The following is an 11,419-nucleotide window of genomic DNA, read 5'->3' on the forward strand; positions in this document are numbered from 1 at the left end:
TCAGTCGCTGGATATGTTGACTGATCCACCGCATTCGCGAGCAAGCCCGCTCCCACACAAGCCCGCTCCGACATTTTTTCAGCGCTGTTGCTCAGACCGACAGATGCTCATACAAAATCGTCGCCCCCACCACCATCAACACCACCCCGCCAACCATCTCCGCCCGCTTGCCCACCACCGTGCCCAGCACGCGCCCGAGCATCATGCCAATGGTCACCATGGTCATGGTCGCCAGGCCGATCGCCGCCGACGCCACCAGGATATTCACATCGACAAACGCCAAACCCACGCCCACCGCCAGTGCATCGATGCTGGTGGCGAAAGCGGTGACGGCAAGAATCATGAAGGAATGCTGGGTCGGCTTTTCAGCCTCTTCATCCTCGGCCTTGAGCCCGTTGTAGATCATATGCAGGCCCAGGGCGACGAGCAGGGTAAAGGCGATCCAGTGGTCCCAGTCTTCCACCCAGCGCGTAGCGGCGTGGCCGATGGCCCAGCCGATCATCGGCGTGATGGCTTCGATCACGCCAAAGATCAGGCCGGCGCGCAGGGCTTCGGTGAGGCGCGGTTTGTGCAGGCTGGAGCCTTTGCCGATGGCCGCCGCAAAGGCGTCGGTAGACATGGCCAGGGCCAGGAGGATCAGGGAAATGGGGTTCACGGTCAGGCTTCCAGTCGGGCTATAGGACACAACGACACGTCCACGCGCCCGACTTTAGGCATGGAAGTGTCGCTGGTCTCACCAACCGCAAAGCGATGTTCGTACCACGGCAGGTTGCCGAATATGTTGATACGAACGCTTCCAACAGGGTCAGAAGCCGGTTACTCCCCAACGAGGGAGGCGATCATAGGTAGGCACAGATGAAAATTTCGTCAAACGGCTCAAGGCCGTTGCGGTTTCACCGAGGTGCCGAAGGTATTGCCCATGCGCACGCTGGTCGCCGACGGGGTGGACAGGCCCACGGCATTTGGCGCGCGTTTTTCGACGGGAATGTTTTGCGCCTCACGGTTTTTCTTTGCCGCCTTGGTCGCGTTGCTGTCACTGCCCATCTGTTGGCTCAGGCAGCCATAGTCGGGCGCCTTGTAGCCGTCCACCGAGACTTCGGTGCAGGTGCTTTTGCTGTTGTCGGCGTGGGCCAGCACGGGCAGGGCGGCGCACAGCAACAGGCTGGCAAGGCTGGGGAACAGTTTCATCGGGCCTCCTGGCAGGCCCTGGGAAGTGGGCCGGTAAGGCTTGAAAGTGTAGTGCAGCGGGCATCCCGTCACCGTGACGTTTTTTTTGCCATCACCGTAACATCAGGTTCATAAACTGGCCTCAGGATGACGGTTTTCAAGGACACGTCGGCCGTGCAGCGATGCAGAGCGGGGGGTGAACAGGGGGCCTGGCGGCGCGCCGTATGCGCCCTGGTCTTGCTGTGGCTGCTGGCAGGCGGCCGCGTGGCGCAGGCGGAACCCGCATTGCTGACGTTGGACCTGCCGGCGCAAAACCTGGAGCACGCCCTGCAAGCGTATAGCCGCGCCACCGGCATGGCGGTGCTGGTGGACCGCGAACTGACCCGGGGCCGGCGCTCCATCAGCGTGCATGGGCGCTTCACGGCGCAGGAGGCTCTGGCAATGTTGCTGACCGGGAGTGGCCTGATGGCGCGTTATGCCCGCAGTGATGCGTTCACCCTGCAACTGGCGCAGGTCAGCCGGCCGGCCACTACCAAGGGCGCGTCGGCCCGCAACGTTGCGCGGATCAACAACAGCTACGCCACGGCCTTGCAGCAGGCCATCGAGACCAGCCTGTGCGGTTCGCCCCTGACCCGTCCCGGCAGTTTTCGTGCCTTGGTGCAGGTGTGGGTCAACCCGGATGGGCTGATCGAGTACAGCCGGCTGGTCAGCTCCACCGGCGATGAACAACGCGATGAAGCACTGGTGCGCAACCTCAGTGCGGCCCGGGTCGAACGCCCTGCGCCGAGCTCGCTGCGCCAGCCGGTGACTTTGCTTTTGATGCCCGACACCACAGGAACACGCATGGAATGCACAGCAGGGAAGGGAGCCACGCACGGATGAAAAATACCGGGCACAGCACGATGGTCAGTTTGTTCCTGGCGTCCTACGAAGACTTCAAGGTGCGTTTGCGCAAGCGCCTGGGGTCGGAGGACCTGGCCAACGACGTCCTGCACGAAACCTACTTGCGGGTGGACCGCATGGACGTGCCGCCAAACCTCGCACAACCCAACGCCTACCTCTACCGCATGGCCTTGAACATCGCCGCCGACCGCCGCCAGGCCGACGCGCGCCTGCTTACCGGCAGCGAAGTCGAAGAACTGCTGCAAACCGCCGACGAAGCGCAGGACCCGTCGCGGGTGGTGGGCGGCCAGCGCGAGGTGCAATCGCTGGTCAAAGCCCTTTACGAACTGCCCGCACGCCGGCGCAAAATCCTTATCGCCGCGCGCCTGGAAGAAGCGCCGCACCTGGAAATCTCCCAGCGTTTTGGCATTTCCACGCGCATGGTCGAGAAGGAAATCAAGGCCGCCTTAGGCCACTGCGCCAAGCGCCTCGAAAGAAAAGTGATTCAGCGGTTCGGTCCCGGGGCCGGAAAACCGTCTTAGTGTCGAGTCCCTGATAAAACCGTGAGTATGTGCGCGCTTGAACATTTTTAACCTCTCCACCGCCCGGGCAGCCGCCGCCAGCCCTTTGCACGATGAAGCCCGCGACTGGCTGCTCCTGCTGACATCGGGCCGCGCCACCGTGGCCGACGCCAAGGCCTTGCAGGCCTGGCGCGCCCAGAGCCCGGAACATGCCCAGGCGTTCGAGCAAACCAAAGCGTTGTGGCAGCAACTGGGCCCCGCCCTCGAGCACGCCGCGCCACCGCGCAGCTTTGGCCGCCGTGCGTTCCTGGGCGGTGCCATAGCCGCCTCGGCGGCGTTGGTCATGGTGCGTGTCGGCACGCCGGGTGGTTTCGCCGGGCTCACGGCGGACTATCGCACCGAGGTCGGCGAGCAGCGCCAAGTGCTGTTGAGTGACGGCGTCAGCCTGGAACTCAATACCCAGACGCGCATCAGCCGGATCGGAGAAGGGATTGAATTGCTGGAAGGCGAAGTCGAAGTCGTCGCCCGTCTGGCGCAGCCGCTGCGGGTCCAGGCCGGCGACGGTTGGGTCAGCGCGGCTCAGGCCCGTTTCAATGTGCGCAACACCGACCACAGCGTGTGCGTGACCTGCATCGAGGGTTCGCTGTCGGTGGACGCCGGCGGCCACAGTGTGAGCCTGGGCAGCGGCCGTCAGTTGACCTACAGCGCGGCGGGCATCGGCGCGCCCGTGGTGGTGGACACCCAGGCCGTGGTGGCCTGGCGCGAACAGGTGCTGGTGTTCAACAACGCCACGCTGGCCACGGTGGTGGACGAGATCAATCGCTATCGCCCGGGCATGCTGGTGTTGCTCAACAAGGAACTGGGCCAGCGCCGGGTGCAGGCGCGGTTCAGCTTGCAGCAGTTGGCCGGCGTGGCGTTGCTGATTCGCGACGCGTACGGCGCCAAGTGCACGGAACTGCCGGGTGGCGTCGTGCTGTTGAGCTGACGCAGGGCGGTCCTGTAGGCTCAAGCGACATTTGCCTGCTTGATGCCGAAAAAGTACCCCATGGAAGAACTGATCTATAAGGCCGTGCACTGGCTCAGCGAGACCTATCCCGGGCGCCTGGGCCGGCCGATGTACCGTTTCGAAATCGTCGCCATCGTCATTTTCATGCTGGCCAGCATGATCGGTGCCGCGCTGTACCGAGCCAAGCGCAAAGCCTTCAAACAGCGTACCGCGCAAACCCTCGAAGCCAGGCCGCTGGTCGCGACCTCCGTGACCGACGCCAACGGTCAGGTGGTCAACAACCTCGCAACGCTGCGCCAGGACGCGAGCGGCTACGTGGTCACTGTCAGCCACGACGGGATCGAACTCTGCCGGGAATCGCTAAATTCGCTGGATGAGGTGGACCAGTACCTCAGGGCTCATACCGCGTTTGTGCTGTCTGACTTTCGCTAATTCAATGGCCCCACCACCTGCCGATAACGCTCCACCCCCTGCGGCGTCTGGCGCACCAGGCTGATCTCCAGCCCCAGTGGCTCCTCGCGCTTATTGCCGCTCAACTGGCGCCAGCCTTTGTCCTTGTCCCATACCCGCACCTGCAAATCACTGACGCCCGCCAGCACCACCACGCCGTCCTTGGCCGCCGGCAGCGGGAAGCGGTCCCGCGCGGGCGCGGCGGCGCGGTACAGCGAGTCGCCCTTGAGCCACCAGCGCACCCGTTGCAAGCCATCGCCTGTGGCCGGCGCGCTGCGGATCACCTCCAGGCGAAAGCCCTTGCTGTCAGAGCTGCGCACGGTCACGGCGGCCAGCCCGGCGTCCTTTGCCGTACCGGGTTCGGCCAGTTCAACGCTGGCGCGCAGGCTGATATCGCGCTGCATCTGGTTCAACGCCCGCAACAACCCCTCGGTCTGTTCGGTGCTGGCCTGTAGATGCTGGTCGGCACGGGTCACGCTGTCGAGCCCGCGCCAGGCGATGACGCTGACCAGCGCCATCAGCATGATCGCCACCATCACTTCGATCAGGGTGAAGCCTTGCTGGGATTGGTTCATGGCGGGCTCACCACCCGCAGCAAACCGGCGGCGTCCCGTTGCAGGCCGAGGCTGTGTTGCCCGTCCGACAGCACCACGCGCAGCGGTGGGTTGATCCATTCGGCATTGAGCACCAGGGTTTGCCGGGGCTCGACAGTCAGCTGCATCGGCGTGCTCTCCCATAGGCGCGGACGCAGTTGGGCATCGCCCTGGAACGCTTCCACGCCCAGGCCATCGTCACTGCGGCGGTTGAAACGAAAGCCCTTGGCATCCGCGCGCAAACTGATCGGGCGCCCGTCGGCGCGGGCTTCGGCCTGCGCGATTTGCAGCAACTGGCTCAGGCGTTCGGCGTCCTTGCGCAGCAGTTTCAGCGGGTCGGGTTTGATCGTCAGGCTGATGGCGGCGCTGGCGATGCCGATGATTACCAGCACCACCATCAGCTCGATCAGGGTGAAGCCTTGCTGTTTCATCGGTCGGCTCCTGGAGAACTGGCGAGGTTGTGAAATAAAAAAGTGGGAATTGCTCTGTAGGCTGAGGCCACGGACAAACAGGAGGTCCACCCCATGGCATTCGCCCTTCGTGTTTCACCCGCCCACGGCGTGCAGGCGCTGGCCTTGCTCGCAGCGCTGGCTGGCGGCGTGATCTGGACGCCGCTGCTGCTCACCTCTGCCGAATCCCACACGCCCCAGGCCTCGCCCCAGGCGTTGGCGGCCCGCAGCGAAAACCCGGCGTTGCAGTGGTTTGCCAACGCGCCGAGCGCCCTGCACGTCAAGGTCACCGGCGTACTGGCCGGCGCGCGCGGTGCGGTGGCGATCCTCAGCCTCAACGATGGCCCGCCGCGCAGTTTTCTCGTGGGCGAGCGCCTCAGCCCCGGCGTGCGCCTGACGGCGATTGAAGGCAGCGCCGTGGAGCTTGAGCGCGGCGGTGAAAAGGTCCGCGTCAACCTCGACAAATTGCCGGATGGCCCCGCGTTGCCACGCCTCACTCGGCCATGACCTGAGTGTCCAGCCGCGCCAGGGGCGGCGCTTCGCGGCTGGCGTCGAGCACGCGCAGGGTCACTTGAAACAGGCGGCCGTCGGCGTTGATGGTTTGCTCGCAGCGCAGTTTCAGGCGGCCCTGGTCACAGTCGAACGTCTTGGTGCCGCCACGCAGGTGGCCTTCCAGGCGCAGTTCCGCCAGGCGACTCTGCGCCGCCAGCAACGCCATGGATTTGTCCCGCAGCAAGCCATTGCTCTGGGTCATCAGCCCGGCCACGCGCACGGCGGCGGCCATGGCCACGGCGATGATCGCCAGCGCCACCAGCACTTCAATCAGGGTAAAACCTTGCGCGTTGCGACGGCCGACCATGGCGCTCTCAAAGGCGGGAAACAGGCCCGCAGACTAGCGCCGCGAGTTGACCGATTGGCGACCGAAACTCCCGAGGATTTTCAATACGACTGACATGTGTTCTTGCAACACTGCGCCACGAAATGCACCCCAGCCAAGGAATGTCGAGATGGATATCGCGCGCCTAACAACCCCCTTGCCCAGCCCTCGCGGCCAGCGTGGCTTCACCTTGATCGAGATCATGGTGGTGGTGGTCATTCTCGGGATTCTCGCGGCGATGGTGGTGCCCAAGGTGCTGGATCGCCCGGACCAGGCGCGGGCCACGGCGGCCAAGCAGGACATCGGCGGGTTGATGCAGGCGCTGAAACTCTATCGCCTCGACCACGGCAGCTACCCGAACATGACCCAGGGCCTGAAAGTGCTGGTGGAGCGCCCGGCGGATGCAAAAAACAGCAGCTGGCGCGCCTACCTCGATCGCCTGCCCAATGACCCGTGGGGCCACCCTTATCACTACCTTAACCCGGGCGCCAACGGTGAGGTCGATGTGTTCTCCCTCGGCGCCGATGGCCAGCCGGATGGCGACGGCGTGAATGCCGATATCGGCTCCTGGCAGTTGTAAGGCGCGCCATGAAACGGCATTCGCCCCCAGCGGCGAAGCAGCGCGGCATGGCGATTATCAGCGCGTTGCTGATCGCGGCGGTGGTGGCGGTGATCGCCGGTGGCATGCTCACGCGGCAGACCGTGTTCACCCGCAGCCTCGAAGCCGAACAATTGCGCGTGCAGGGCCAGTGGCTGTTGCAGGGCAGCCTTGAGCGCAGCCGGCAGATGCTCTGGGAGGCGCGCCAGAAGGACGTGTTGACCCGCCTCGACCAGCCGTGGGCCTATGCCCAGCGGGGGGCGTTTGAAGGGCGCATCGAGGACGAGCAGGGCAAGTTCAACCTGCGCAACCTGGTCAACCGCCAGTTGCCGGATGCCGAGCAACTGCAAAGTTTCGAGCGCCTGTGCCGTACGCTAGGGGTCGATCCGGCGGTGAGCCGGCGCATCAGCCAGCGGGTGATCGGTTCCTACGAAGTGCCAGCCAAATACCCGATGCTGCGCAGCGTGGACGAGTTGAGCGCCATCGAGGGCCTTGACCCCGTGCTGCTGCGCCGCCTGCAAACGTACATCAGCGTGCTGCCCGGGCAGAGCTGGGTCAACGGCAACACCGCCAGCGCCGAAGTGCTCAGCGCCGTGGTGCCCCAGCTCAGCCTGTCCCAGGCCCAAGGGCTGGTGGCGGAGCGTGATAGCGGCCAGTGGTTTATCAACCGTGGGGATTTCGTCAACCGCCTGCACTTGCCCCAGGTGGCGGTGGAGTCGGTGCAGGTGGGCATTACCAGCGAGTGGTTTCGCGTGCAGGGCCAGGCGCGGCGTGAGCAGCGGCGGGTGACCATCGACGCCTTGCTGCATCGTCCGCAAGAGCGCCAGCCGCAGGTGATCTGGTCGCGGGTGGGCGTATGAAACGCTTGCGCATTGGCTTGCCGCCGCTGGATCAATTGACCGCAGACAGCGAAGTAAAATTCGTCTGGCTGGAGCGTGGCGTGGTCGTCTCCGAAGGCCATGAACGCCTGATCCAACTGAGCAAAAACCGTCAGGCAGTGGAGTGTTTCCTGCACCCCCGCGACAGCCTGCTCACCAGCCTTGAACTGCCGCCACTGCCCGCCGCGAAAACCGCCGCTGCCGTGGCCTGCGCCGCGCAAGCGTTGATCCTCGGCCCGCTGGAACACATGCACGTGGCCCACGGCCCGCGCGACAGCGAAGGCCGCGTGCAAGTGGCCTGGGTGCCCAAGGCCGGCCTGGAACGGCTGGCCCAGGTGCCGCTCAAGTTGCGCGGCCTTTATCCCGCGCCCTACGCGTTGCCGGTGGGCGCGGCCGCCCTGGACGACGGCTATCTGTTGACCCGCGACAGCCTGCACCAAGCCGCCGTGCATCCGTTGGGCCAGCAAGGCCTGGATATGCCACTGGTGGACGCCGCGCAGCGCTGGACGGGCGCAGCACCCGCCTGGGGTTTGCATGCCCGCCTTAACCAAGCGAGCAGCGGCGGCTGGGGCAGGGCGCTGGCCTGTGTCGCCCTGGCCACGACCGTGTGGACCCTGGGCCTCAACCTCTACGCCGCACGCCAGGTGGATGAAGGCCAGCGCCTCAAAGCCGTGATGAGCCAGCAGGTGCGCCAGGCGTTCCCAGAATTGCCGGTGGTGCTCAACCCCTTGCAACAGGCCCGCCAACAATTGGCCGCGCGCCAGAGCGGTGCCGCCGCCGACCCGGGCCAGCGCTTCAGCAGCCTGCTGCAACTGGTGGGCAGCAACCTGCCGTTTATGGTCGCCAGCGTCGAACGCCTGACCTTTGAACAAGGCCGCCTGCACCTGCAATTGCTCACGGACAGCCGCAACCCGACGGCCCAGGCCGACTGGCAGGCCGCGCTGGCCCAGGCCGGTTTTGCCGCGACACGTGATGAGCACGGCTGGAGCATTGGCCCGGCGGCGACGGGAGCCAGCGATGAATAAGTGGACGCGGCAATTGCGGCTGTTCTGGAACGGCCTGGCCCTGCGTGAGAAACGCATGCTCAGCGGCGTCGGCGTGCTGCTGGCGGGCCTGGTGACCTGGCTGATCCTGGTCCAGCCCGCGTTGAAAAAAATCGATTATTGGCAGGCCGAAACCCCCAAGTTGCGCGCCCAGGCCGAAGCCTTGCAGGTGCTGTTGCAGGGCGTCGCCGCGCCGCGCCAGGCCGACGAAGCCTCTCTGCGCCAGGCCCTGGACAGTGCCGGCCTGCAAGGCCATTACCAATTGCAGGCGCAGGCCCCTGGCGGCTGGCACCTGACCTTCGACAACGCCCCGGCCGACGCGGTGGTGGACTGGCTGCTGGGCAATCCCCGTTCGTTTTCCCTGGAGGTGTCCGCGGCGCGTTTGCAACGTGCCGGGGATGCCGTCGATAACTCGGCCGGCACTGTGTCCGGGACCGTTCGCATGGATCAGGCGCTTGGCGCTAAGGAAGCTTCATGAAGTGGTCAGTTCCCCCGTTTCGTATGGTCGCGCCGTTGCTGTTGCTGGCCCTCAGTGCGTGCAGCAACCAGGCGGCCAAGCCGTTGCTGGTGGACAGCGAACTCGGCCAACCCCTGGCCGACACCCGCCGCAGCAGCGACAGCCCGCTGGACCGCCAACGCGAACTCGCGCCCAAGCCGGCCGTGCAACACCCGATCACCAGCAGCGCCCGTGGCCACGCCCCGGCGGCGATCAAGGCGCGCAACCCGCTGGGTGACCAGCCGGTGCAACTGAACTTTGTCGATGCGGATATCCAGGCGGTGGTGCGCGCCTTGTCCCGCGCCACCGGCCAACAGTTCCTCGTGGACCCCCGGGTAAAGGGCAACCTGACCCTGGTCAGCGAAGGCCAGGTGCCGGCGCACCAGGCCTACGACATGCTGCTGGCGGCGCTGCGCATGCAGGGCTTTAGTGTGGTCGACGTAGGCGGCGTCGCCCAAGTGGTGCCCGAAGCCGACGCCAAGCTGCTCGGCGGGCCAATCTACAGCGCCGGCAGCAGCGGCATGCAGACCCGCACCTTCCGCCTGCAATACGAAAACGCAGTGAACCTGATCCCGGTGCTGCGCCCCATCGTGTCGCCGAACAACCCGATCAACGCCTACCCTGGCAACAACAGCATCGTCATCACCGACTACGCGGAAAACCTCGCCCGCGTGGCGCAGATCATCAGCGGCATCGACACCCCCAGCGCCATCGACACCGACGTGGTCAAGGTGCAGAACGGCATCGCCGTCGACATCGCGGCGATGGTCGCCGAACTGCTCGACACCCAGGGCGCCGACCAGACCCAGAAGATCAACGTGGTCGGCGACCCGCGCTCCAACTCGATCATCATCCGCTCCGGCAGCCCCGAGCGCACGGAGCTGGCGCGCAACCTGATCTACAAGCTCGACAACGCCCAGAGCAACCCGAGCAATATGCACGTGGTGTACCTGCGCAACGCCCAGGCGGGCAAGCTGGCGCAGTCGCTGCGCGGCTTGTTGACCGGCGAGAGTGAATCCGGGGTCAGCGACGAGGCGCGGGGCAAGCTCAGTGCCATGGGCGGCACGGGCCAGAACACCCAGGGCAGCGCCGCGCAAAACAGCAGCGGCACGCCTACCGGCAGCGGCGTGCAATCGAGTTACGGCCAGGACAAACAGACCTCCGGCGCCAGTACCAGCAAGGATCAGGACACCGCCTTCAGTGCCGGCGGCGTGACCATCCAGGCCGATGCGACCACCAATACCTTGCTGATTTCCGCGCCGGACCCGTTGTACCGCAACCTGCGGGAAGTGATCGACATGCTCGACCAACGCCGCGCGCAGGTGGTGATTGAAAGCCTGATCGTCGAAGTCGGCGAGGACGATGCCACCGAGTTTGGCGTGCAATGGCAGGCGGGCAACCTCGGTGGCAAGGGTGGTTTTGGCGGGGTCAACCTCGGCGGCAGTGGCGTGAATGCCACGCCTACCAGCAAGACCAGCATCGACGTGTTGCCCAAGGGCCTGAACATCGGGTTGGTCAATGGCACCGTGGACATTCCGGGGATTGGCAAGGTGCTGGATCTCAAGGTGTTGGCCCGCGCGTTGAAGAGCAAGGGCGGCACCAACGTGCTGTCGACGCCGAACCTGCTGACCCTGGACAACGAAGCGGCGAGCATTTTTGTCGGGCAGACCATTCCGTTTGTCACGGGCAGCTATGTGACCGGCGGCGGGGGGACCAGCAACAACCCGTTCCAGACGGTGCAGCGTGAGGAAGTGGGGCTGAAGCTGAATGTGCGGCCGCAGATTTCCGAGGGCGGCACGGTGAAGCTGGATATCTATCAAGAGGTCAGCAGCGTGGATACGCGGGCTTCGGTGGATGCGGGGACGGTGACCAATAAGCGGGCGATTGATACCAGCATTCTGTTGGATGACGGGCAGATCATGGTGCTGGGTGGGCTGCTGCAGGATGGGTACAGCCAGAGCAATGATGCGGTGCCGTGGTTGGCGGATATTCCGGGGTTGGGGGCGTTGTTTCGTAATGAAAAGCGCAGTGTGACGAAGACGAATTTGATGGTGTTTTTGCGGCCCTACATTATTCGGGACAGTGGGGCGGGGCGCAGTATTACGTTGAATCGGTATGAGTTTATGCGGCGGGCGCAAGGGGGGTTGCAGCCGGAGCATAGTTGGGCGATGCCGGATGTGCAGGCGCCGCAGTTGCCCTCGGTTGATAAAGGGGTTCCTGGGGCCCCTCGGGCTGTGATTCGGGCGGTGCCTCAGTGATTGTCGGGTACATATCCGTTTCTTCGGTAACGGCCGCTTATGGTTCCGCTCTTACAGCGGCTCACTTTTGGAAAGGCCCAAAAGTAAGCAAAAGGCCTTCGCCCCACCACTCGGTGCCTCGCCTAGGCTCGGCATGCCCGAACGAAGGCTTGAATCCGTGGGCCGCCGTCATGGGCCATCCCTGGCCCAGGACGGCTAACC

Annotated in this window: 15 protein-coding genes and 1 riboswitch; of the genes, 10 read left to right on the forward strand and 5 right to left on the reverse strand. The window is 65.0% G+C overall.

Annotated features, from left to right (window positions below; all coding sequences use genetic code 11):
• Positions 1 to 91: 91 nt before the first annotated feature.
• On the reverse strand, positions 92 to 655 hold the full coding sequence (mntP, locus tag NUV89_RS22835; protein ID WP_257783095.1) for a manganese efflux pump MntP: 564 nt from the start codon (positions 653 to 655) through the stop codon (positions 92 to 94).
• A gap of 14 nt (positions 656 to 669) precedes the next feature.
• Positions 670 to 837: riboswitch (yybP-ykoY riboswitch) on the reverse strand.
• A gap of 39 nt (positions 838 to 876) precedes the next feature.
• Positions 877 to 1,188, reverse strand: coding sequence for a hypothetical protein (locus NUV89_RS22840; RefSeq protein ID WP_257783096.1), 312 nt, complete (start codon positions 1,186 to 1,188; stop codon positions 877 to 879).
• 216 nt (positions 1,189 to 1,404) lie between these two features.
• On the opposite strand from NUV89_RS22840, the gene NUV89_RS22845 reads away from it, so the two are divergent.
• The 4 genes from NUV89_RS22845 to NUV89_RS22860 are packed head-to-tail and all read left to right on the forward strand — an operon-like array spanning position 1,405 to position 4,008.
• Entirely contained in the window at positions 1,405 to 2,049 is a 645-nt protein-coding gene (locus NUV89_RS22845) for a secretin and TonB N-terminal domain-containing protein (protein ID WP_257783106.1), read from the forward strand.
• Positions 2,046 to 2,591 carry an RNA polymerase sigma factor gene (locus tag NUV89_RS22850; protein WP_017734599.1) on the forward strand — a complete coding sequence of 182 codons (546 nt, stop codon included), beginning with the start codon at positions 2,046 to 2,048 and terminating at the stop codon, positions 2,589 to 2,591. Before NUV89_RS22845 ends, NUV89_RS22850 begins: the two co-directional genes overlap by 4 nt.
• Before the next feature lie 37 nt (positions 2,592 to 2,628).
• Positions 2,629 to 3,555 carry a FecR family protein gene (locus NUV89_RS22855; protein ID WP_257783097.1) on the forward strand — a complete coding sequence of 309 codons (927 nt, stop codon included), beginning with the start codon at positions 2,629 to 2,631 and terminating at the stop codon, positions 3,553 to 3,555.
• 60 nt (positions 3,556 to 3,615) lie between these two features.
• A complete protein-coding gene (locus tag NUV89_RS22860) occupies positions 3,616 to 4,008 on the forward strand; it encodes a hypothetical protein (RefSeq protein ID WP_257783098.1) in 393 nt (130 codons plus the stop codon).
• Here the strand turns inward: NUV89_RS22860 and gspJ are convergent.
• Positions 4,005 to 4,601: a type II secretion system minor pseudopilin GspJ gene (gene gspJ / locus NUV89_RS22865; RefSeq protein WP_257783099.1), complete on the reverse strand. Its 597-nt coding sequence runs from the start codon at positions 4,599 to 4,601 to the stop codon at positions 4,005 to 4,007. The genes NUV89_RS22860 and gspJ overlap by 4 nt on opposite strands.
• A complete protein-coding gene (gspH, locus tag NUV89_RS22870) occupies positions 4,598 to 5,050 on the reverse strand; it encodes a type II secretion system minor pseudopilin GspH (protein ID WP_257783100.1) in 453 nt (150 codons plus the stop codon). The genes gspJ and gspH overlap by 4 nt, the downstream gene beginning before the upstream one ends.
• 93 nt (positions 5,051 to 5,143) lie before the next feature.
• On the opposite strand from gspH, the gene NUV89_RS22875 reads away from it, so the two are divergent.
• On the forward strand, positions 5,144 to 5,575 hold the full coding sequence (locus NUV89_RS22875) for a type II secretion system protein N (protein WP_257783101.1): 432 nt from the start codon (positions 5,144 to 5,146) through the stop codon (positions 5,573 to 5,575).
• Here the strand turns inward: NUV89_RS22875 and gspI are convergent.
• A complete protein-coding gene (gene gspI, locus NUV89_RS22880) occupies positions 5,562 to 5,927 on the reverse strand; it encodes a type II secretion system minor pseudopilin GspI (protein WP_017734604.1) in 366 nt (121 codons plus the stop codon). The genes NUV89_RS22875 and gspI overlap by 14 nt on opposite strands.
• Before the next feature lie 148 nt (positions 5,928 to 6,075).
• Between gspI and gspG the strand changes: the two genes are divergently transcribed.
• The 5 genes from gspG to gspD are packed head-to-tail and all read left to right on the forward strand — an operon-like array spanning position 6,076 to position 11,218.
• The gene (gene gspG, locus NUV89_RS22885) at positions 6,076 to 6,525 is read left to right on the forward strand and encodes a type II secretion system major pseudopilin GspG (RefSeq protein ID WP_017734605.1); all 450 of its coding nucleotides are present in this window, start codon (positions 6,076 to 6,078) and stop codon (positions 6,523 to 6,525) included.
• Between the two features lie 8 nt (positions 6,526 to 6,533).
• Positions 6,534 to 7,403 carry a type II secretion system minor pseudopilin GspK gene (gene gspK / locus NUV89_RS22890; protein WP_257783102.1) on the forward strand — a complete coding sequence of 290 codons (870 nt, stop codon included), beginning with the start codon at positions 6,534 to 6,536 and terminating at the stop codon, positions 7,401 to 7,403.
• Positions 7,400 to 8,446: a type II secretion system protein GspL gene (gene gspL / locus NUV89_RS22895; protein WP_257783103.1), complete on the forward strand. Its 1,047-nt coding sequence runs from the start codon at positions 7,400 to 7,402 to the stop codon at positions 8,444 to 8,446. Before gspK ends, gspL begins: the two co-directional genes overlap by 4 nt.
• Positions 8,439 to 8,942 carry a type II secretion system protein M gene (locus NUV89_RS22900; RefSeq protein ID WP_257783104.1) on the forward strand — a complete coding sequence of 168 codons (504 nt, stop codon included), beginning with the start codon at positions 8,439 to 8,441 and terminating at the stop codon, positions 8,940 to 8,942. The genes gspL and NUV89_RS22900 overlap by 8 nt, the downstream gene beginning before the upstream one ends.
• On the forward strand, positions 8,939 to 11,218 hold the full coding sequence (gene gspD, locus NUV89_RS22905; protein WP_257783105.1) for a type II secretion system secretin GspD: 2,280 nt from the start codon (positions 8,939 to 8,941) through the stop codon (positions 11,216 to 11,218). The genes NUV89_RS22900 and gspD overlap by 4 nt, the downstream gene beginning before the upstream one ends.
• Positions 11,219 to 11,419 lie beyond the last annotated feature (201 nt).

The organism is Pseudomonas sp. 18.1.10, from assembly GCF_024655625.1.
GTDB lineage: Bacteria > Pseudomonadota > Gammaproteobacteria > Pseudomonadales > Pseudomonadaceae > Aquipseudomonas.

Excerpts from the sequence above, each read along its gene's own strand:
- NUV89_RS22860 (WP_257783098.1), top strand. The coding sequence starts at position 3,616 with ATGGAAGAACTGATCTATAAGGCCGTGCACTGGCTCAGCGAGACCTAT.
- NUV89_RS22900 (WP_257783104.1), top strand. The coding sequence starts at position 8,439 with ATGAATAAGTGGACGCGGCAATTGCGGCTGTTCTGGAACGGCCTGGCC.
- gspL (WP_257783103.1), top strand. The coding sequence starts at position 7,400 with ATGAAACGCTTGCGCATTGGCTTGCCGCCGCTGGATCAATTGACCGCA.
- gspH (WP_257783100.1), bottom strand. The coding sequence starts at position 5,050 with ATGAAACAGCAAGGCTTCACCCTGATCGAGCTGATGGTGGTGCTGGTA.
- gspK (WP_257783102.1), top strand. The coding sequence starts at position 6,534 with ATGAAACGGCATTCGCCCCCAGCGGCGAAGCAGCGCGGCATGGCGATT.
- NUV89_RS22850 (WP_017734599.1), top strand. The coding sequence starts at position 2,046 with ATGAAAAATACCGGGCACAGCACGATGGTCAGTTTGTTCCTGGCGTCC.
- gspI (WP_017734604.1), bottom strand. The coding sequence starts at position 5,927 with ATGGTCGGCCGTCGCAACGCGCAAGGTTTTACCCTGATTGAAGTGCTG.
- NUV89_RS22875 (WP_257783101.1), top strand. The coding sequence starts at position 5,144 with ATGGCATTCGCCCTTCGTGTTTCACCCGCCCACGGCGTGCAGGCGCTG.
- gspJ (WP_257783099.1), bottom strand. The coding sequence starts at position 4,601 with ATGAACCAATCCCAGCAAGGCTTCACCCTGATCGAAGTGATGGTGGCG.
- NUV89_RS22840 (WP_257783096.1), bottom strand. The coding sequence starts at position 1,188 with ATGAAACTGTTCCCCAGCCTTGCCAGCCTGTTGCTGTGCGCCGCCCTG.
- gspD (WP_257783105.1), top strand. The coding sequence starts at position 8,939 with ATGAAGTGGTCAGTTCCCCCGTTTCGTATGGTCGCGCCGTTGCTGTTG.
- gspG (WP_017734605.1), top strand. The coding sequence starts at position 6,076 with ATGGATATCGCGCGCCTAACAACCCCCTTGCCCAGCCCTCGCGGCCAG.